General features: G+C 67.7%; 14 protein-coding genes. 5 read left to right on the forward strand and 9 right to left on the reverse strand.

Annotated features, from left to right (window positions below; translation table 11 throughout):
* Nucleotides 1–68 precede the first annotated feature (68 nt).
* The 4 genes from AC5P7E_RS15905 to msrB form a co-directional block, all read right to left on the reverse strand.
* Nucleotides 69–1,517: an aminotransferase-like domain-containing protein gene (locus AC5P7E_RS15905; protein ID WP_495222854.1), complete on the reverse strand. Its 1,449-nt coding sequence runs from the start codon at nt 1,515–1,517 to the stop codon at nt 69–71.
* Nucleotides 1,518–1,726: 209 nt separating this feature from the next.
* Nucleotides 1,727–2,464, reverse strand: coding sequence for a peptide-methionine (S)-S-oxide reductase MsrA (gene msrA / locus AC5P7E_RS15910; protein ID WP_114618962.1), 738 nt, complete (start codon nt 2,462–2,464; stop codon nt 1,727–1,729).
* A gap of 14 nt (nt 2,465–2,478) precedes the next feature.
* The gene (locus tag AC5P7E_RS15915) at nt 2,479–4,245 is read right to left on the reverse strand and encodes a cytochrome c biogenesis protein DipZ (RefSeq protein ID WP_114618963.1); all 1,767 of its coding nucleotides are present in this window, start codon (nt 4,243–4,245) and stop codon (nt 2,479–2,481) included.
* A gap of 2 nt (nt 4,246–4,247) precedes the next feature.
* Nucleotides 4,248–4,823, reverse strand: a complete 576-nt coding sequence (gene msrB, locus AC5P7E_RS15920) for a peptide-methionine (R)-S-oxide reductase MsrB (RefSeq protein WP_005407946.1) — start codon at nt 4,821–4,823, stop codon at nt 4,248–4,250.
* 144 nt (nt 4,824–4,967) lie between these two features.
* Here msrB and AC5P7E_RS15925 point away from each other — a divergent pair, with 144 nt between their 5' ends.
* Nucleotides 4,968–5,687, forward strand: a complete 720-nt coding sequence (locus AC5P7E_RS15925; protein WP_005407947.1) for a response regulator transcription factor — start codon at nt 4,968–4,970, stop codon at nt 5,685–5,687.
* A complete protein-coding gene (locus tag AC5P7E_RS15930; protein ID WP_049402694.1) occupies nt 5,684–7,153 on the forward strand; it encodes a sensor histidine kinase in 1,470 nt (489 codons plus the stop codon). Before AC5P7E_RS15925 ends, AC5P7E_RS15930 begins: the two co-directional genes overlap by 4 nt.
* Here the strand turns inward: AC5P7E_RS15930 and AC5P7E_RS15935 are convergent.
* The gene (locus tag AC5P7E_RS15935; RefSeq protein WP_049417428.1) at nt 7,150–8,496 is read right to left on the reverse strand and encodes an ATP-binding protein; all 1,347 of its coding nucleotides are present in this window, start codon (nt 8,494–8,496) and stop codon (nt 7,150–7,152) included. The genes AC5P7E_RS15930 and AC5P7E_RS15935 overlap by 4 nt on opposite strands.
* On the reverse strand, nt 8,493–9,182 hold the full coding sequence (locus AC5P7E_RS15940) for a winged helix-turn-helix domain-containing protein (protein ID WP_005407950.1): 690 nt from the start codon (nt 9,180–9,182) through the stop codon (nt 8,493–8,495). Before AC5P7E_RS15940 ends, AC5P7E_RS15935 begins: the two co-directional genes overlap by 4 nt.
* A gap of 350 nt (nt 9,183–9,532) precedes the next feature.
* Here AC5P7E_RS15940 and asnB point away from each other — a divergent pair, with 350 nt between their 5' ends.
* Nucleotides 9,533–11,434, forward strand: a complete 1,902-nt coding sequence (asnB, locus tag AC5P7E_RS15945; protein ID WP_049417429.1) for an asparagine synthase (glutamine-hydrolyzing) — start codon at nt 9,533–9,535, stop codon at nt 11,432–11,434.
* Nucleotides 11,435–12,201: 767 nt separating this feature from the next.
* On the opposite strand, the gene AC5P7E_RS15950 is transcribed toward asnB, so the two are convergent.
* Together AC5P7E_RS15950 and queD are read right to left on the reverse strand one after the other, a co-directional pair.
* Nucleotides 12,202–12,549 (reverse strand): phasin family protein, encoded by a 348-nt coding sequence (locus AC5P7E_RS15950; RefSeq protein ID WP_005407952.1) that lies wholly within the window; start codon nt 12,547–12,549, stop codon nt 12,202–12,204.
* A gap of 116 nt (nt 12,550–12,665) precedes the next feature.
* Nucleotides 12,666–13,028: a 6-carboxytetrahydropterin synthase QueD gene (gene queD / locus AC5P7E_RS15955; protein WP_005407953.1), complete on the reverse strand. Its 363-nt coding sequence runs from the start codon at nt 13,026–13,028 to the stop codon at nt 12,666–12,668.
* Between the two features lie 192 nt (nt 13,029–13,220).
* On the opposite strand from queD, the gene AC5P7E_RS15960 reads away from it, so the two are divergent.
* Together AC5P7E_RS15960 and AC5P7E_RS15965 are read left to right on the forward strand one after the other, a co-directional pair.
* Nucleotides 13,221–15,860, forward strand: coding sequence for a TonB-dependent receptor plug domain-containing protein (locus tag AC5P7E_RS15960; RefSeq protein ID WP_114618965.1), 2,640 nt, complete (start codon nt 13,221–13,223; stop codon nt 15,858–15,860).
* Between the two features lie 74 nt (nt 15,861–15,934).
* Nucleotides 15,935–18,529 (forward strand): M14 family zinc carboxypeptidase, encoded by a 2,595-nt coding sequence (locus AC5P7E_RS15965; RefSeq protein ID WP_114618966.1) that lies wholly within the window; start codon nt 15,935–15,937, stop codon nt 18,527–18,529.
* Nucleotides 18,530–19,076: 547 nt separating this feature from the next.
* Here the strand turns inward: AC5P7E_RS15965 and AC5P7E_RS15970 are convergent.
* Nucleotides 19,077–20,489: a DEAD/DEAH box helicase gene (locus AC5P7E_RS15970; protein WP_005412154.1), complete on the reverse strand. Its 1,413-nt coding sequence runs from the start codon at nt 20,487–20,489 to the stop codon at nt 19,077–19,079.
* Nucleotides 20,490–21,217 lie beyond the last annotated feature (728 nt).

A 21,217-nucleotide genomic window follows, 5' to 3' on the forward strand; every position in this document is an offset into this window, starting at 1 on the left:
TAGTGCCGGCCGCTGGCCGGCAACCTCGATGTATCCACCTGCGTGCAGTTGCCGGCCAGCGCCCGGCACTACCGTGCTGCGCCCGCCAGCTCCCGCGCGATCGCACCCAACCGCTCCACCGCGCCGATGAAGCGTGCATCCAGCGTCTGGCAGCACGACAGCCGCAGGCAATGGCGATACCGCGCGCCGCGTGAATACACCTGGCCGGGCATGAACACGATGTCCTCCTGCAGTGCACGCTCGAACAGCTCGCGCGTGTCCACGCCGGGCAGTTCCAGCCACAGCAGGAAGCCACCCTGCGGTTCGGTGGCGCGGGTGCCGGCCGGGAAGTGTTCGGCCACCAGCTGGCGCAGCCGTCCGACCTGTTCGCGGTACAGGCGGCGTATGCGATGCAGGTGGTGCTCGTAGCTGCCCGCTTCCAGATAGGCCGCCACCGCGTCGCCCAGCAGCTGCGGTTCGCCGCCGGTGGACTGGAATTTCAGCAGCGCGATGCGCTCGGCGAAGCGGCCGCCATCGAGCCAGCCGATGCGGTAATCCGGCGCCAGCGTCTTGGAAAAGCCGCCGACCACCATCACCCAGCCATCGCGATCGAAGGCCTTCAGGAGCGGTGCCGGCGGTTCGCAGAACTGTAGCTCGGCATACACCGCATCTTCGATCAGCGGCAGCTGGCGTGCGTTGACCAGTTCGGCCAGGCGTTGCTTGGCGGCGGTCGGCATGGTGCAGCCGAGCGGGTTATGCACGGTCGGCATCACCACCAGTGCGGCCAGCGGCGTGTGCTCCAGCAGCGCGTCCAGCGCATCCACATCCAGGCCGAGCTGCGGATGGGTGGGCAGTTCGATGGCCTGCAGGCCGAGGTTGGCCAGCAACGGGTAGAGGTTGAAGTAGGACGGCGCCTCGATGCCGACCGCATCACCGGGCTGGGTGACTGCACGCAGCGCCAGCTGCAGCCCTTCCATCGCACCGTGGGTCAGCAGCAGGCGTTCGCTGTGGGTATGCAGGCCCATGCGCGGGCCGCGGCGCACGATCTGCGCCAGCAGCCGTGGCGAGCCGTTGGGGCGTGCATAGGTCTCCACGGTCTGCTGGCCATGGCGCAGTACCTGCGCCGTGTGCTTGGCCAGCTGCGCGCCGGGGTAGAACTGGCGACCGCGCGGGCCGGCAAAGGCCAGGTCGATCACGCCGGGGCGGCGCTGTGCTTCCAGCACGCGGGCCATCAGTACCTGCTGCAGCGGCGCGGTGGGCGCAGAAGGTGTGTCGCGCAGCGAACGTTCCGGCACCGACAGCCGCGGCGCGACCTCGAAGCCGGCCTTGGGCCGCGGAATGACCAGACCAGCGTCTTCCAGCTGGCGGTAGGCGGCAATCACCGTGTTCAGGCTGAGCCGGCGCTGCGACGCCATCTGCCGCAGCGAGGGCAGGCGGCTGCCTACCGGAAGCCGGCCGCCATGGATGGCCTCGGCCAGTTCGTCGGACAGCCGTTGGTAGCGGGGGGGGATCATTGCGCTCTGATCATCTGTATCCATCGAGTTTCCCGCCATCTGGTGCTGTACCCATGATGACGGCGAGCCTAGCATGTCGTTGTCGGCCGGGCCTGATCGGGGCACGGCCGGTACTTTCCAAGCGCACGGCTGGATGGCCGTGCGTCTTTTTTTGGTAGTGCCGGCCGCTGGCCGGCAATCCCTCGATGCGGAACGGTGCGGTTGCCGGCCAGCGGCCGGCACTACCCAGGTCGTTACCGCATCGGCACCAGCGCTGCATCGCGCCGGTACAACGCCGGGAACTGCCTGCCCAGCGCGGCCAGCTTTGGCGCGTCGTAGTAGCGGATGTAGGCGGCCTGCGGGTAGTTGGTCATGTAGTTCTGGTGGTAGCTCTCGGCCGGGTAGAAGCGCTGGCCGCTGACCAGCTGGGTGACGATCGGCGCGCGGTAGCTGCCGGCCTGGCCGAGCTGGGCGATGTAGGCGCGGCTGGCCGCCTGCTGGCGGGCGTCGTCAGTGAAGATCGCCGACCGGTACTGGCTGCCGTGGTCGGGCCCCTGACGGTTGAGCTGGGTCGGGTCGTGCGCCACCGAGAAGAACACCTGCATCAACTGCCCATAGCTGACCTGGCGTGGGTCGTAGTCGACCTTCACCGCTTCGGCATGACCGGTCTGACCGCTGCTGACCCGCTCATAGCGGGCATTGGCAGCGCTGCCACCGATGTAGCCGGACACCGCATTGCTCACGCCTTTGACATGCTGGAACACGCCCTGCACGCCCCAGAAGCAACCGCCGGCAAACACCACGCTGGCGTGGGTGGCGTCATCGCGGAACGCGGCATCGCCGCTGGGTGCTGGCAGCGCGCCGGTCTGCGCGCTGGCTTCGACCGGTGCCGCGATGGCGCCATGGTCAACGAGCAGCACGCCGGCGATGAGTGCCGTGGCCACCAGTCCGGCAACGCCAGCGGCAATGCCCTGTTCAAAGGAGAATTTCATCGTGTCCTCCCGGCTCAACCGAAGGTGAAGGCATAGGCCTGCACGCCCGCATCGAGGAATTCGATCTCGAAGCGCTGCGGGCTGACCGTGCCGCGTTGGCGCACCAGCTGGTAGAGGCGGTGCTCGTCGACCACGCCGCTGCCATCGGCGCCGACATCAGTGCCGGCATCGGTGGCGGGCAATGGCTTGCCATCCAGCAGGACGCGGAAGCGCACCGGCTTTCCTTCCTGGCCCGGTGCCAGCACCAGGTGCAGGTCGCGCGCATGGAACTGGAAGGCGATGCGGCCACCGGCCTGCTGCAGCTGCGCAGCCTCGTCGGTAACGGTCCAGCGTCCGGACAGGCCCCACTGGTTCAACGCCAGGCTGGCCGGCAACGTGTAGTCGAACGCGGTGTCGCTGCGCTGCCCACCGGGCGAGGCGAACTGCTCGGCACGGGCGTGGCCCAGATAGGTTTCCGGCGAGCGCAGATTGCCCATGTCGGCCTGCGCAGCCACGCCCTTCAGATCGGCGGCGGCCGGATCGGCCGGCGGTGGCAGGTTCGTCTGGCCGGCCTCGGTCAGCAAGCGACGGATCACCTGTTCCGAGCGCGCATAGTTGCCCTCGCCGAACTGGTGGCCGCGGATGTTGCCCTGCGCATCGACGAAGTACTGCGCCGGCCAGTAGCGGTTGTTGAACGCGCGCCAGATCGTGTACTGGTTGTCCAGCGCCACCGGGTATTCGACCTTCAGCTGCTGCACCGCCTTCATCACGTTGCGCGGGTCTCGCTCGAAGGCAAATTCCGGGGTGTGCACGCCGATCACCACCAGGCCGTGGTCGCGGTAACGGCGCTCCCATTCGTGCACGAACGGCATCGCGCGCAGGCAGTTGATGCACGAGTACGTCCAGAAATCGACCAGCACCACCTTGCCGCGCAGCTGCTGGGCCGTCAGCGGTGGGCTGTTGAGCCAGCCGGTGGCGCCGTCCAGCGCGGGCAGGGTGCCTTCCACCGGCAGCGGTGCATCGGCAGCGGCGTTGGCACCGGCCATCATCATCGGCGGAGCTGCCGGCTGCGCGCCGGGTACCGCATCCAGCAGGCCCTGCTCGATACGCGCGGTGCTGACCGTGGAAAGACGGGTCAGCAGGCCGGTATCCCAGCCCAGGCCGATCGCCACCACCGCCAGCAAGGCGGCCACGCCCAGCACCTTGCGCAGCACATCGCCAAGGCCAAGCCGCGCGTGCAGCGCACGGAACACGCGGCCGCCCACCCACACGGCCAGGGCCAACGCCGTGATCGCGCCCAGTGCGTAGGCCAGCAGCAGCGTGCTGGTGCCGGCGCTTGCCCCGTGCAGCGCGGCACCGGTCAGCACCAGGCCGAGGATCGGCCCGGCGCAGGGTGCCCACAGCAGGCCGGTGGCGATGCCGATCAGCAGCGAGGTCCACGCACCGCCACGCCCCGCTGCGTCGGTCGCATCGGCACGCGCGCTCAAGCGGGCACCCACGCGCTGGAACGGCGCCAGCAGATGGTCGGCCAGTCGTGGCCAGAGCAATGCCAGTGCGAACAGCGCCATCAGCAGCAGGGCGATCCAGCGTCCGACCTGGTTGGCCTGTGCCACCCATTGGCTGCCCACCGCAGCCAGGCTGGCGACCACGGTGAAGGTGAGTGCCATGCCCAGCAGCAGCGGCAGCGTGCTGCGCAGGAAGGGGCGGTCGGCACGGGCGAACACGAACGGCAGCACCGGCAGGATGCAGGGACTCAGCAGGGTCAGCGCGCCCCCCAGGTAGGCAAGCAGCAACAGCAGCATCGTCAGGCTCCGGAAGCAGGGGAAGAACCGACCGGCACCCGCCAGCCATCGGCGGTACCGCCCTCAGCGGCACCGGGAACGAACACCATCGCCGCGCCGTTCATGCAGTAGCGAAGTCCGGTTGGGCGAGGCCCGTCGTTGAACACATGACCGAGGTGGCCACCGCAGCGGCGGCAGTGCACCTCCACCCGCAGCATGCCGAAGGTGACGTCGCGGTCTTCGCCGATGGCGTTGTGCAGTGGCGCCCAGAAGCTGGGCCAGCCGGTGCCGCTCTCGAACTTGGTGGAGGAGGAGAACAGCGGCAGCGCACAGCCGGCGCAGGCAAACGTGCCCTGCCGGTGTTCCTTGTTGAGCGGGCTGCTGTACGGGCGCTCGGTCGCCTGCTGGCGCAGCACTGCGTACTGCGCCGGGGTCAGGCGCTGGCGCCAGTCGGCATCGCTGCGCATGACCTCGAACTGTCGCGACGGGCGCGCTTCAGCGGCGGCCGGGGCGGCACGGCTGCAGGCCCCCAGGCCGAGCAGGCCGGCGGCGGTGGCAACACCGCCCAGGCCCAGCAGATGGCGTCGGGTAAGGGACATGGCGGACTCCGGGAAGGGGCGACGGGGCCATGCTGCGCCCGCCCGGGTCAACGAATCCTCACGCAGGATTCAATTTTTCGTGAGGTATCGGCGTCCATCCCGCGCCACAATGCAGCCAGCCTCCCCACTGGCCCCGAGCTGCCGATGTCCACCAAACGCGTGCTGATCGTTGAAGACGATGCCCACATCGCCGACCTGCTGCGCATGCATCTGGGCGATGAGGGCTACGACGTCGCCCATGCCGCCAGCGGCGATGCCGGCCTGCGCCTGCTCGAGCAGGAAGGGCCATGGGATGCGCTGGTGCTGGACGTGATGCTGCCCGGCGTGGACGGCCTGCAGGTGTGCCAGCGTGCACGCGCGATGGCGCGCTATGTGCCGATCATCATCATCAGTGCGCGTGGCAGCGAAACGCAGCGCATCGTCGGCCTGGAACTGGGGGCGGATGATTACCTGGCCAAGCCCTTCTCGATGCCGGAACTGGTGGCCCGCGTGCGTGCGCTGCTGCGCCGGGCCGAGGCGATGGCGCAGAGCGCGCGCATCGATGCCGGCGCGATCGAGCTGGGTGGTCTGCAGCTGGACCCGGTCGCGCGCACCGCGTCGGTGGATGGCAATGCGCTGGAGCTGACCCCGCGCGAGTTCGACCTGCTGCTGTTCTTCGCCCGTCATCCGGATCAGGTGTTCGCGCGCATGGAGCTGCTCAACCAGGTCTGGGGCTACCAGCACGATGGCTACGAGCACACGGTCAACACCCACATCAATCGCCTGCGCAGCAAGATCGAGCCGGACCCGGCCAATCCACGGCGGCTGCTGACGGTGTGGGGCCGTGGCTACAAGCTGGTCGATCCTGCCGGGGCGGCGGCATGATCAAGCCGAACCTGTGGCAGAAGCTGGCGGCGGTGATCGCTGCGCTGATGCTGATGTGCTGCATGGCGCTGCTGGCGCTGCAGATGCGCGCCAACACCCGCCACGAGCAGGAAGTGGTGCAGCGGTTGTCGCTGGGCCTGGCCGAGCACATTGCCCAGCGCAGCGAACTGATGGACACCAGCGGCATGCGTGATGCCGCGGTGCGCGCGCTGTTCGGCCAGCTGATGGCGGTCAACCCCAGCGTCGAGGTCTACCTGCTGGACGACCAGGGCCGCATCCTCGGCCACGATGCGCCGACAGGCCATCTGGTGCGCAACCGGGTGGACGTGGCACCGCTGCGCCGGCTGCTGGCCGGTGCGCCGTTGCCGATCCTGGGCGATGACCCGCGCAGCACGGACGGCCGCAAGGTGTTCAGTGCCGCGCCGCTGATCGTGCAGGGTCGCCAGGCCGGTTATGTGTACGTGGTGCTGGTCGGCGAACACCGTCAGATGCTGTCCGACGACCTTGCCGCCGGCAGCCAGTGGAACACCACGCTGTGGTCGGTGATGCTGGTCGGCAGCCTGGGCCTGCTGGCCGGGCTGGTGGCCTTCTACTGGGTGACGCGCCCGCTGCGGCGGCTGACCCGGCGCATCCAGGCCTTTGACATCGACGCACCCACGCCGTTGCCGCCGCCGGAGCCGTTGCGCGCCGGTGAGCGCGACGAACTGGTGATCCTCGAGCACGCACACGCGCAGATGGCGCAGCGGCTGGGCGAGCAGTGGCAGCAGCTGCGCCAGCAGGACCTGCAGCGCCGCGAGCTGGTCGCCAACATCTCGCACGACCTGCGCACGCCGTTGTCGTCGCTGCACGGCTATCTGGAAACGCTGGCGCTGAAGGACGCCACGCTGTCGCCGGACGAGCGTCGCCGCTACCTCGGTATCGCGCTGGCGCAGAGCGCCAAGGTTGGCCGGCTTGCGCGTGCGCTGTTCGAGCTGGCGCGGCTGGAGCATGGCGAAGTGCGCCTGGAGTGGGAGGTGTTCGCATTGCCGGAGCTGCTGCAGGACGTGCTGCAGAAATTCGAGCTGGCGGCGCAGGCTCGCAACCAGTACCTGCACGCGGACTTCCCGCCCGGCCTGCCGCTGGTGCGCGCCGATCTGGGCCTGGTCGAGCGGGTGCTGACCAACCTGCTCGACAACGCGCTGCGGCATGCGCCCGACGGTGGGCGGATCGAGGTGTGCCTGCGCGCGACGCCGGACAGCGTGGAGGTGAGCGTGGCCGATGATGGACCTGGTGTTGCCCCTGCACTGCGCACTCAGCTGTTCCAGGCACCGGCCGCGCTGGGCGCGCGACGTGGAGAGAACGGCGGGTTGGGCCTGCTGATCGTGCAGCGCATCGTGCAGTTGCACGGCCGTCGCATCGAACTGCGTGACAGCGAGCGCGGCGCGTTGTTCGCGTTTGCGTTGCCGCGTGCGGAACCAGCGGCCTAGCAGGCCGCATCGCACTCCACGGCAGCGCCGCTTTCCAGCGGCAGGTGCAGTCGGATGCAGGCACCACCCAGCTCCGAATCGGTTACTTCGACCTGGCCGCCATGCTTGTCGGCCACCACCTGCACCAGCGCCAGTCCGAGGCCGAAACCGGGGCTACCCGGATCCAGCCGCACATAGGGTTGCAGCACCTGGCCGCGCAGTTCGGGTGCGATGCCGGGGCCATCGTCCTCCACCTGCAGGCACAGCCAGCCGTCGTTGACCGTGCTGGCGATACGGATCTGCCGCCGCGCATAGCGCAGGGCATTGCCGAGCAGATTGCGCAATGCCAGTTCCAGCATGTGCCGGTTGACGTTGACCAGGCCCGCCGGCGACAGCATCTGCTGTACCGGCATCGGCAGCGGTGCGAACTGGGCCACCACGCCACGTACCAGTGCCGCCAGCTGCAGGCGCTGGCGGGTCAGCTGATGGCAGCGGCCGAGCGCGGCGTACTCGACGCCGGCATCGGTGAGGTGCTGCAGCCGATCGACATCAGTGCGCAGGCCGCCCAAGGCATCACGCTGGATCTCGTCCAGCGCGGTGTCCTCCAGGTCGGCCAGGCCGAAACGCATCCGCGCCAGCGGCGTGCGGACTTCGTGCGCCACTGCCTGGGCCAGCACGCGCTGGCTTTCCAGCAACTGCTGCAGCTGCTCGGCCATGTGATTGAAGGCATTGGCCAGCGGCCGCACCAGCGCAGTGCCGGCGCGCGGGGCGCGCGTGTCCAGCTGTCCGTCGCGCATCTGCCGCGCGGCCTGGGCCAGCTGCGAGACGTCGCGCCACAGGCGGTAGACCATCACGTACATCGGCAGCGCCACGGCCACCATCAGGATCAGCAGCAGGATCGCCACGCCTGACACTTCGCTGTCCTGCCAGCCCTCGTCAGGCAGCGCTTCGTCCAACGGCCCAAGCATCACCGCGTAGTCGCTGTCGCCGATCCGCTGCAGGCTGCGCATGTGCTCCAGGTCGATCTGCACCCGGCCGTTGCTGAAGGGGGGGCGCTGGCTGGCCGGCAGCGCCTTCATCGCCTCTGCCAACGGCACCATGCGCAGGGCATAGGCGAAGTCGGCGTCCAGTTCGCGCGCCAGCGTCGGCCACTGCTCGCGCGGGGTTTCGGCGAAGCGGTGCTGCAGCAGGGCATGGGTGCCGCGCATCTCGGCCAGCAGTCCGGCTTCGGTGCGGTCTTCCAGCAGCGCATCCCAGGCCCACAGGCCCAGCACGATCAGCAGCAGGTGGGCGACCAGGAAGCCGATGCCGTAGCGCAGGAAATGGAAGGCGTGGCCGCGCATCGCCGAGGGCGTGCGCTTCATCCCCATGCCGAGCGGCTGAACAGGTAGCCGCGGCCCCGCACGGTCTTGATCCGCTCCGGTTGTTCAGGGTTGTCGCCCAGCTTGCGGCGCAGGCGCGAGATGCGTGCATCGATCGAACGGTCCAGGCCGTCGAAGGCGATCCCGCGCAGGCCGCGCAGCAGCGCATCGCGGTCCAGGATCTGGCCGGCATTGCTGGCCAGCAGGAACAGCAGGTCGAACTCGGCAGTGGTGAGCTCCAGCAGCGCGCCCTGCAGGTGCACGTTGCGGGTGGACGGGTCGATGCTCAGCTCGCCGAAGCGGAGGCTGCCGTCGCGTGGTTCGACCCGGCGGTGGCGGCGCAGGTGGGCGCGCAGGCGGGCCAGCAGCACCCGTGGTTCGATCGGCTTGCCGATGTAATCATCGGCGCCCAGTTCCAGTCCCAGCACCTGGTCGATGTTGTCGGTGCGGGCGGTCAGCACGCAGATGATGCCGTCATAGTGGGGGCGGATCTGCCGACACACTTCGAAACCATCCTGGTCGGGCAGGCCGACATCGAGCAGGACCAGGGCGGGCTTGTCGGCCAGGATCCGGGCCACCGCACGCTCACCGCTGCGCTCGTGGGCCACCTGATAGCCATGCCGCTGCAGATAGTCGCTGACCATCGTACCCAGGCGGGCATCGTCTTCGACCAGTACGATATCCAGCATTTTCAAGGCCTCCGTGGACGCACACGTACCGCCACGGCACGAGCGCGGCGATGCTATCCCAGCCTTCGGGCCGCCCGGGTCCCGGGGGCGGGCGCCATTCAGCCGGGGTTGCTGGCGCACGGGCCGGGCCTCAGGCCTGGCAACAACTTGGCGTCCAGCATAGCCTGATGCTGTTACAAAACGTTACCTTCGTGATACGCACGGTGACCATCGCTGACAGCAAAGCGACTGACGCAGGGCCGGGGGCGGGCCGAGCATGGAGTCTCCTCCGCTCCGCGTGTCGCTCCCATGTCGCCCGCCGCCGCCTGCCTGCTGAACCCGTCCCGCCGCTGCCGCTGCGGAGGTGCCCGATGAGCGGCGTGGTCGGGGCCTGGCTGCCGCCCGCCGAGGACGAACACCTGCTGCAGCAGCTGGCGCCAATGCTGCGCGCCCTGCAGCAGCGCGGCCGGGGGCGCATCGGCTACTGGACCGACGCCGAGGCCGGCCTGGCGCTGGGCCACTGCCGGGCGCCAACCGATACGCCGTTGCAGCCCCTGAGTTCGGACTGTGGCCGTTACGTGCTGTGCCTGGATGGCCGGTTGTACAACCGGGCCGACCTGCAGTCGCAGCTGCGCGATCTGCCACGCAGCTGCAGCGATGCGCGGCTGCTGCTGCAGGCGATCATCGAATGGGGCGTGGAACGGGCGCTTTCCCGCATCGAGGGCGCGTTCGGTTTCAGCGTATGGGACCGCGAGTCGCGCGAACTGTGGCTGGCCCGCGACCCGGTTGGCGAGCGGCCGCTGTACTACGGCTGGTACCAGGGCCGGTTCCTGTTCGCCTCGGAAATGAAGGCACTCCAGGCCTTTGCCGGTTTCGCCCCGAGCATCGACCAGGATGCGCTGAGCCTGCTGCTGCGCCATGACTACGTGCCGGCACCGCACACCATCTACCGCGGCATCCACAAGCTGGTGGCAGGCGCGATGCTGCGCGTCGATCTGAATGACCATGCGGCTGGCGGCTCCAGCCAGGCCGCACAGGGTGGTTCACGCTACTGGTGCGCACGCGATGCGATGCAGAGCGCACTGCAGGAACCGCTGCTGCCGGCGCCGAGCCTGGAGCAGGCGACCGACCAGCTGGAAACTGCGTTGCAGAAGGCCATCGCCGCACGCATGCATTCGCCGCTGGCCTGCGGTGCGTTCCTGTCCGGCGGCACCGATTCCTCGCTGGTGACGGCGATGATGCAGGCACAGTCGACGCTTCCGATCGAAGCGTGGACGGTTGGCTTCGATGATCCCGGCCATGACGAGAGCGATTGGGCCTCGCAGGTCGCGCGGCATCTGGGCGTGCAGCATCATCTGCACCGGATGGATGCGCGACAAGGCCTGGATCTGCTGCAGCGGCTGCCGCAGGTCTGGTGCGAACCGTTCGCCGATGCCTCGCAGCTGCCGACCCTGCTGGCCAGTGAACTGCTGGGCGCGCGCAAGCCGGTGGCCCTCACCGGCGACGGTGGCGATGAACTGTTCTTCGGCCACCCCAGCTATGGCCGCGCGCTGCGCAATGCGCGCCTGTGCGGTGGCCTGCCGGACTGGGTGCGTGATCTGGCGCGGCGCAGCGGCAACCGCATGAATGTCGAGCGCGGCCGCCTGGGCGGCTGGCGCGCACTGGTGGCGGAAGTCGCCGCCAACGACGTGGAAGGTCACTACCTGCAGCGCGTGACGCGCTGGCGGCAGCCGGCGCAGGTGGTGCTGGGTGCACGCGAGCCGATGACGATCTTCCAGCAGCAGGACACGGCGCTGCCGGCCGAGGCCCGCATCCAGCTGCTGGATTTCCGCATGGACCTGGCCGAGGGCATTCTCGCCAAGGTCGATCGTGCGGGCATGGCGGCGGGCGTGGAGACGCGCGCGCCGCTGCTGGACATGGAGGTGGTGCGGTTGGCCTGGCGCCTGCCGCAGCACCTGAAGTACCACGACGGTGAGCACAAGCGGATCCTCAAGCACCTGCTGGCGCGCTACCTGCCCGAGCCGCTGGTGTATCGCCCCAAGCGCGGCTTCGGACCGCCGATGGCGCGCTGGTTGGCGGGCCCGCTGCGCGACTGGGCGGAGGCACTGCTGGACCCGCAGCTGCTGCGCAACCAGGGCTGCTTCGATGCGGCACGCGTGCGCGGCATCTGGGAAGCGTTCCTGCGTGGCGAACGCAAGTGGCACACGCACCTGTGGAACGTGCTGATGTTCCAGGCGTGGCACCAGCACTGGCACGTCAATCGCGGGCGTTGAGATTCCTTCGCGGTTTGTTCTGCGTGGCGCAGGGCGTAGGCCCTTGCGTACGAATGTCCTCCGGCGCCGGCCGTTGGCCGTCACCTCCCCCTTTACTTCGTACGCAAGGGCCTACGCCCTGCGTTCGGAGTTCGTCGACGCCTCGTTGAAAGGCGCCGCGAGCGCTGCGCTTTTCCTTTCCTGCCGCAAGCCGAGCCTCGTCGGGGGCGGGCAGGGGGTTGGGCAAAGTAAAGGAGGAGGGGACGGCCAACGGCCGGCGCCGGGGGACATTTGCCCAGGCCCCTGCTTGTCTCGGCGGGGCCCGTCAGTTCGCGGGGAATCGGGACGAAGACACGCGTGTGGCGGATTCATTCTGCGTGGCGCCGTGCGGATGCCCTTGCGTACGAATGTCCTCCGGCGCCGGCCGTTGGCCGTCACCTCCCCCTTTACTTCGTACGCAAGGGCATCCGCCCGGCGTTCGGAGTTTGTCGGCGCTTCCTTGAAAGGCGGCCGCGCGTGCTGCGCTTTCCTCACCGCACGCCGAGCCTCGTCGGGGCGGGCAGGGGTTTGGGCAAAGTAAAGGAGAAGGTGACGGCCAACGGCCGGCGCCGGGGGACATTTGCCCAGGGCCCTGCCTGTCCCGGCGGGGCCCGTCAGTTCGCGGGGAATCCAGACGAGGAAGCGCTCTTCAATGCAGACGCCAGGCAAAAAAAGACCCGGCAGAGGGAGGGATCTGCCGGGTCCGGATTGCGTGGGGGAGGGACCCACGCAATGAGCGTTGCGTCGCGTCAGTGGTTGTTCGCGTCCGCCGTTGATTCGTTGTAGCCCTGCACCAGTTCGGACCAGGCCTTGCCGGCCTGCAGGCCGAGACCGACCACGTCCTGCTGGGCCTGGCCCAGCCGCTGCAGGTTGTCCTGCCACAGCTGTGCGCCCTTGTTGAGCATCCCGGCCGTGTCGTCACTACGGGCCAGTTCACCCAACCAGCCGCCGGTCGCGGTCAGGTTGCGCTCCATCGCCTTCAGCTGCACGCCGAACATGCTTTCCGCGTTCTCCAACGCCAACCGGTTCGCGCGGGTTGCTGCGGCGGCGAGCTGGCGGGTGGCATCACTGAAGCGATCGCTGAAGGCGGCGGCCATGGGGCATCAGGGAGTGGCTTGATGCATTGCAGCATACGCCGTTGATGCGGCAATGCAACAAAAATAACAAAGGCGCCCAAGGCGCCTTTGAAACACCTTTCAGATCAATGGGTTGATCAGGCCGTCGGGCCGCGGTAGCGACAGCCGGAGGTGCAGGTTTCGTGCACGGTGATCTCGCTCAGCGCCGGCAGGCTGGGCTTGAGTTCGTTCCAGATCCACACCGCCAGGTTCTCGCTGGTCGGGTTCTCCAGGCCGGGGATGTCATTGAGGTAGTGATGGTCCAGGCGGTCGTAGATCGGCTGGAAGGCCGCCTTCACGTCGCCGAAGTCCATGATCCAGCCGGTCTGCGCCCCCGGCTCGCCCTCGACCTTCAGTTCCACCCGGAACGAGTGGCCATGCAGGCGCGCGCACTTGTGCCCCGGCGGCACGTTGGGGAGGCGGTGCGCCGCCTCGAGCATGAAGACTTTGAAGATTTCCATGGCGCGATTGTACGCCGCAGGTGGCCGGCCATCCTGAGCGGATGTTGGGCTTTCGTGAAGTAACTCTTTCCATCCGGATGAAGAGATGATAGTTTCTCTTATATCCGTATGAAGAGATGTTATTGGCCGGACCCCGGCCAGGCATGGACTACTGCGGAACTACGTCGCCCTTTCCACCTCCCCCACATCGTCATGCCCAAGCACACCCTGCTCGTGGCGGCCCTGGCCGTCGCTCTGGCCGCGCCTTTGTCCGCCGCCGCCGAAACCTCCGCCGATGCCAGTGGCGAAGCCAGTACCCTGGCCGCCGTGCGCGTCACCGGTTCCAACATCAAGCGCACCGATACCGAGGCCTCCAACCCGGTGCAGGTGATCGGCCGCCAGCAGCTGGAACAGACCGGCAAGGCCACCGTGGCCGATGTGCTGCGTTCGATCTCGGCCAACACCGGCAACGCCAGCAACGAAACCACCAACAATGGTTGGGCGTCCGGCTCGGCCGGCATCGGCCTGCGTGGCCTGTCGCAGAAAAACACGCTGGTGCTGCTCAACGGCCGTCGCTTGGCCAACTACGGCTTCCCGGCCGGTGGCCTGTCCGACACCTTCGTCGATCTCAATGCGCTGCCGCTGGTCGCGGTCGAGCGCATTGAGGTGCTCAAGGACGGCGCCTCGGCGGTGTACGGCTCCGACGCCGTGGCCGGCGTGGTCAACATCATCACCCGGCAGAACTTCGAAGGCGCCGAGATCGGCGGCAGCTTCGGCGGTGCCGACCAGGGCGGCCTGCACGAGCAGAACCTGAAGTTCGTCGGCGGCCTGGGTGATCTCGACACCGATGGCTACAACATCCTCTTCAGCCTGCAGGGGTACAACCGCCAGCGCCTGGACCAGGACGAACGCAACCTGACCAGGAGCGGCATCTACACCGACAAGCCGGGTGGCCGCTGGAACGGCTGGTCGGCCAAGGGCGCGCGCTACCTGGTCAACGGCGTCTCGGTGCCGATGCTCGATGCCAACGGTAACTGCCCGACCGGCACCACCCGCGTGGCCAGCGCACCGATCGACGGCCTGGCCGGCGACACCTGCGGCTTCAACCAGGCACCGTTCACCACGCTGATCCCCTCGACCAAGCGCTACCAGGCCTACGCCAACGGTACCTTCCGCCTGAACGACAACGTCGAAGCGTTCGGCGAAGTGCTGTACAGCCAGATCAAGAGTGCCGCGTGGTTCGGCAGCAGCCCGTTCTTCACTCTGGAGAGCGGCCGCTTCGCACTGAACGCGAACAGCGGCCTGGCAGAGCCGGTGTCGTCGCTGCTGCCGGCCAACAATCCGTACAACCCGTACGGCCGCGCGATCCCGATCGAGTACACCTTCTTCGACCTGGGCGGCACGATCAAGACCAACCGTTCCACTGCCTACCGCGGCGTGTTCGGCCTGCGTGGCACCACCGCGTCGTGGGACTGGGAAGTGGCCGCGTTCGGTGCACGCAGCAGCGAGCGCGAGAGCGTGTCCGGTGGCTTCGCCAACCGCTGGGCGCTGGCCGATGCGCTGGCCACGGGCAGCTACAACCTGCTCAACCCGGCAGCCACGCCGCAGTCGGTGCGTGATTCGATCAACATCGCCACGCTGCGTCCGGCCGAATCCAAGCTGCAGGGCATCGATGCGAAGATTTCCGGCAGCCTGGGCCATACCTGGGCCGGCGAGATCGGCTTCGCTGCGGGTGCCGAGTGGCGCCGCGAAAAGCTCGACTCCAACAACCCGTGGCAGATCGATGCCGGCCTGCAGGTGCGCCCGGCCATTGCTGAAGTGCACGGCAAGCGCCAGGTCAGTGCGACCTACGCCGAAGTGAACGTGCCGCTGGCCTCGACGCTGGAGCTGTCCGCCGCCGCGCGCGCTGATCACTACGATGATTTCGGCGATGCGTTCTCGCCGAAGATCGGCCTGCGCTGGCAGCCGCTGGATGTCCTGCTGGTGCGTGCGTCGGCGTCGAAGGGCTTCCGTGCACCGTCGCTGTCGGAAAACTCCAACAGCACCAGCATCGCCTACGGAAGCGTGGTCGACCCGCGTGATCCGGACGTGCCGGGCTCGCGCCAGAACCCAACCTTCTTCACCGTCGGCAACAACGAACTGAAGCCGGAGCGCACCAGGAGCGTCAACTTCGGTGTGGTGCTGTCGCCGTGGGCCAACACCAACCTGAGCGTGGACTACTACCGCATCCAGCTGGACAACCTGGTCGGCACCAACAACACCCAGACCCTGGTCAACGACAACGTGGCCGGCGCCGTGCAGCGCGATGAGCGTGGCAAGCTGCAGGCGGTCTACAACCGCTACCAGAACCTGAGCGAGCTGAAGACCTCGGGCATCGATGTCGAGCTGCGCCAGCGCATCCCGACCGCGGCACTGGGTGACTTCACCGTGTCCTCGGCCTACACCCACGTGCGCGACTACCGTCGCCCGACCGTGGTCGGTGGGCCGCTGGTCGACTACGCCGGCAGCAACCTGGGCGCGACCCTGCCCAAGGACAAGGCCACCACCACGCTGGACTGGAAGTACGGTGATTTCAACGCAGCCGTGACCTGGTACTACACCAGCAGCTACCGCCAGGAGGCCAGCACCGCCGCCAAAGCCGTGCAGCAGCGCGTCGGCAGCTACAGCCAGTACGACCTGTACCTGGCCTACACCGGCATCGACAAGCTGACCGTGTATGCCAAGGTGCAGAACCTGGCCGACAAGACGCCGCCGTACGACGCCTCGTTCCCGGGCATCCGCGCGCCGTACGACTTCAGCCAGTACGACCTGCGTGGCCGCTACTTCACGCTGGGCTTCGATTACCGCTTCTGATCCATCCGCCGCGGCCGGTCACCTGGGGGGACCGGCCGCGCGATCGTCTGCCGTTGTGTTCCAGGGGAGTCACCGTGTCCTTGCATCGCCGTGCCGTTCTTCCGTTGCTGCTTGCCGCCGCTACCGCACTGTCCTTGCCGCAGCCGGCGCAGGCACAGAGCGCGTACTTCTTTCCGCAGGTCACTGACGCAGCGGCGTTTGATGCAGCGGTGCCGACGCCGGAGCAGTTCCTCGGCTACCCGATCGGCAGCCGTTACACCCGGCACGACCAGCTGGTGGCGTACTTCCAGGAACTGGCGAAACGCTCGGACAAGATCAGCGTGCGCGAGATCGGCCGCAGCTATGAAGGCCGCCCGCTGTTGATCGCCACCGTCACCGCTGCAGGCAATCATGCGCGGCTGGAACAGATCCGCCAGCAGCACGCGACCCTGGCCGATCCGGCGCAGCCGCGCAGCGCCGCCGGTGACAGGCCGGTGGTGGTGTGGCTGGGCTACAGCGTCCACGGCAACGAGACCTCCAGTGCCGAGGCAGCGATGCTGACGGCGTACTACCTGGTGGCCAACCGCAACGCAGAAACCCAGCAATGGCTGCAGCAGGCGGTGGTGCTGTTCGATCCAGCGCAGAATCCGGATGGTCGTGACCGTGCTGCCAACTGGCACAACGCCTGGGCGTCCGACCCGGCTTCTGCCGACCCCGCCGACAAGGAACACGTCGAGCCTTTCCCGCAGGGTCGTACCAACCACTACTTCACCGATCTCAACCGCGACTGGCTGGCCCTCACCCAGCAGGACTCAAGGCCGAAGGTGGAGGTGTTCCACCAGTGGTACCCGAACGTGCAGATCGACTTCCACGAAATGGGCAAGGACAGCACCTACTACTTCGAGCCCTCGCCGAAGAGCATGCACAGTCCGCTGATTCCGGCGGCGTCGTATGAATTCAACAAGACCCTCGCCAAGTACCACGCGCAGGCGCTGGATGCGCTGGGGTCGCTGTACTACACCGGCGAGAATTTCGACAACTTCTCGCCGGTGTACGGTTCCACCTATCCGGACTTCCATGGCGCTGTCGGCGTTACCGTCGAGCAGGCCAGCTCGCGCGGCCGCGTGCAGGAATCGGTGAATGGCCTGCTGACGTTCCCGTTCACCATCCGCAACCAGGTCGCCACCGGGCTGGGCACGGTGCGTGGCGCAGTGGCCGAGCGCAGCGGCCTGTTCGACCTGCAGAAGCAGTTCTTCCAGAGCGCGCTGAAGCAGGCTGCGCAGCAGCCGGTGAAGAGCTTCGTGTTCGGCGATGCGCATGACCCGGCCCTGACCCGTCGCCTGCTGGAACTGCTGCTGCTGCACCGGATCGAGGTGCGCGCACTGGACCGTGCAGTCACTGTCGATGGGCAGCGCTTCGATGCCGGCAGCGCCTACGTGGTGCCGGTGCAGCAGGCGCAGTTCCGCCTGGTGCATTCGATCTTTGCCGAGACGCCGCCGATCAAGGGTGATGTGTTCTACGGCAGCACCAGCTATGCGATCGCACCGGCCTACGGTGTGGCCTTCGCGGGCAGCCGCAGCCGCATCGAAGGCGGTGCGCGCGTAACCGCGCTGCCGGCGGAGCAGGGCGCGGTGCTGGGCGGCGAGGCCGGATTCGCCTACGCCATCGACTGGCGCGACTACAACGCCGGGCGCGCGCTGGCCGCGCTGCAGGGCAAGGGCGTGAATGCACGCGCGGCATTCCAGCCGTTCACCACCGCGACCGCGCAGGGCGACATCAGCTTCGCCGCCGGCAGCCTGGTCATTCCGGTTGCCGGGCAATCGCTGCAGGGCGCGGCGCTGCTCGAGACAGTGACATCCGCCGCGCGCGAGGCGGGCGTACAGGTCCACGCGCTGTCCAGCGGCCGGAGCCGCGAAGGCATCGACCTCGGCAGTGACGGCGTCAAGGCGCTGCGCAAGCCTGCGGTGGCACTGGTGATGGGCGAGGGCGTGGCCGCCACCGAAATCGGATCGGCGTGGTTCCTGCTCGACCAGCAGCTGCAGTTGCCAGCCAGCAAGCTGGATCCGCAGCAGCTGGGCAAGGTACCGCTGGACCGCTACACCACGATCGTGCTGTCCGGTGGCACCTACACGGGCGTCGATGCCACGGCGGTGGCTGCACTGAAGCGCTGGGTGCAGGCCGGAGGTTCACTGGTGACCTACGGCAGTGCCTCGAAGTGGGCGATCGAGCAGAAGCTGGCCGACGGCGAAAAGCTCGGCAAGGAAGAAGACGCTGCTGACGAAAGCCGCCGTGCGTTCGGCGATCAGCGCGACATTGCCGCGATCGAGCGGGTCAGCGGCAACATCCTCAGTGCCGATGTGGATGCCAGCCATCCGTTGGCGTTCGGCGTGCCGCGCCGGCAGCTGGCGATCAACAAGGAGAACACGGTGACGCTGCAGCCGAGCGCGAACCCGTTCTCCACGGTGGTGCGCATCGACGCGCCGCCGCGGGTGAATGGCTATCTGTCCGAGCGCAACCGCACGCGGGTGGCGGGTAGTGCGTGGCTGCTGGTGTCGGCGCAGGGGCAGGGCAACGTGTTGCTGTTTGCCGATGACCCGGCACACCGCAAGTACTGGCACGGAACGGACCGACTGCTGATCAACGCGATCTTCTTCGGGAATCTGGTGAATCCGAGTAAAGCGCGGGGTTGATGTGTTTGGCGCCGAGTTTCTGTTGTGCTTGGGAGGCAGGGGGCCTCAGCCAAGACACGCCGTAAACCCATCCATGGGGGCTCGATGGCGCCATCCTTGGCGCCAACGGTCCTGGCTGAGGCCCCCTGCCTCCCATGACAGTTTCCTGAGGGCGCGGACGCATCAGACCCCAAGGCGGGAGCAAGGGCAAATACAAAAGCAAAAGCAAAGCCAGGAATTGCGACTTCGGCTTTTGCCTTTGAATTTGAATTTGAATTTGAATTTGATCTTTCTTCTCCCGGCTACCCGGCGGGACAAGAAGGCGCAGGCAATGCTTGAAGCGGATGGGCATGGGGGCAGCGCAGAACCGTTGGCGCCATGGATGGCGCCATCGAGCTTACATGGACGTATTTACAGCGTGTTCTGCGCTGCCCCCATGCCCATTCGCCCTCGGTACTGCCACCGCGTGCTTTATCACCCGGTAGCCCGCAACAAAAAAGGACGGCGCGTCAGCGCCGTCCCTCGATAGCCCCCGCGCAGCGGGAAGCACCCTCGATGTCAGCTGGGATCAGCCAGCGCGACCACCGCCGCCACCCTGGCCACGACCACGGCCGCCACCATTGCCACCACCGCCACGGCGCTGGCCCTGGCCGGCGCCTGCACGCTGCTGGCCATTGCCACCGCCTTCGCGGCGGCCACCGCCGGCCTTCTTCGGGCCTGCGTGCGCGTGGCGCGGCGCATCACCGTGCGGACGGCGCGCATGGCTCTTGCGCGGTGCGCGCTCGCCGGTATCGTGCTCGGCCTTGCCCGGCGCACTGTTGCCCCAGCGGATCGGCACCTGCAGCTCAAAGCCCGGTACATCGCGGATGTCCATGTCGCGGCCCAGCAGGCGCACGATCGCACGCAGCAGCTTCACTTCATCCTGTGCCACCAGCGAAATCGCCTGGCCGGTCGCGCCGTTGCGGCCGGTACGGCCGATGCGGTGCACGTAGTCCTCGGCCACCATCGGCAGGTCGAAGTTGATCACCTTCGGCAGCTCGTTGATGTCAATGCCGCGCGCAGCGATATCGGTCGCCACCAGCACGGTCACGCGGCCGGCCTTGAAGTCACCCAGTGCACGCAGGCGCTGCCCCTGGCTCTTGTTGCCGTGGATCGCCGCGGTCTTGATGCCCGACTTTTCCAGGAACGAGGCCAGCTTGTCGCTGCCGTGCTTGGTGCGGGCGAACACCAGGGTCTGCTCGCGGCTGTCCTGCGCCAGCAGGTGCAGCAGCAGGTCGCGCTTGCGACCGGCATCGACCGGGTGCACGCGGTGGGTGATGGTTTCGGCCACGGTGTTCTTCGGCGTCACCTGGATCTGTTCCGGGTTGCGCATGAACTCCAGCGCCAGCTGGCGGATGTTGTCCTCGAAGGTGGCCGAGAACAGCAGGGTCTGCCGGTTCTGCTTCGGCAGCTTGGCCAGGATGCGCTTGATCGACGGCAGGAAGCCCATGTCGAGCATGCGGTCGGCTTCGTCCAGCACCAGCAGTTCAATGCCGGACAGGTCGATGCTGCGACGCTCCAGGTGGTCGATCAGGCGGCCCGGGCAGGCCACCAGCAGGTCCACACCGCGGCGCAGGATGTCCAGCTGGTTGCCCATGCCGACGCCGCCGTAGATACAGGCGCTGGGAATGCGCAGGTACTTGCTGTAGCCGCGCAGGCTGTCGTGCACCTGGGTGGCCAGTTCGCGGGTCGGGGCCAGGATCAGCGCGCGCGGCTTGCGCGGGCCGCTGCGCACTTCCTGCGAGGCGGTGCCCAGGTGCTGCAGCAGCGGCAGGCCGAAGGCGGCGGTCTTGCCGGTGCCGGTCTGTGCGCCGGCCAGCAGGTCACGACCGGCCAGTGCCAGCGGGATCGCCTGCTGCTGGATCGGGGTCGGGTTTTCGTAGCCCTGCTCGGCAAGCGCACGCAGCAGGAAGGGCGCCAGGCCCAGCGATTCAAAAGACATTGAGTTTGCTCCAAGTACAAGAAACGCCTGTCCGAACGGACAGACGGGGGCAGATCAAACTGATCGGCTGACTCGGAGCGTTCCCGTGAACCGCGCTGCGAGAATTGGGTGCAGCCGGCACGAAGCGCAGGCTGGAATGCGTGACGAACGGCGTCGGAGTGGGGGCGGGCGAAGAGGGCGGACCCTGGTCGCCGGCGATCCCGGAGGGAAACGGACGGCCGCTGCAGACTGCGCAAGTCTAAACGATGTTTGAGACTTCACGCAAAAAGACCTGTTCAGGTAGGGGTTCTCTCTGCAGGGCTGCGCCCTGCACCCGCAGAGGCTGACGCAACGTCAAAGGCCGGGTTCCTGTGGGAGGCGGGGTGGGTCCGGTGGCAGGGGGCGCTGCAAGTACGTCCATGTAAGCTCGGTCGCCGCATCCATGCGGCTCACGCCCCTGTCACCGGACCCACCCCGCCTTCGACAGTTTTCCGCGATCTGTCGAATCTCATTCGATCAATTTCGGTGTCTGACGGATCTCGACGATGAATGATGTGGATGTTCGATCAGTCATTGGGAACCTGTCGGGGGTGCGGCGGTGTGGGTGGGCAGGACCGTTGGCGCCATGGATGGCGCCATCGAGCCCCCATGGTGAAGTGACCCCCGAGACTTGGACGGGATCAGGCGGCCGATTGGGCCCGCTCCCGGTACTCTACCGGGCTCAGACCTTTCAGTTTCGGTTTGATGCG

Source organism: Stenotrophomonas sp. YJH_SMC_25 (assembly GCF_059369595.1).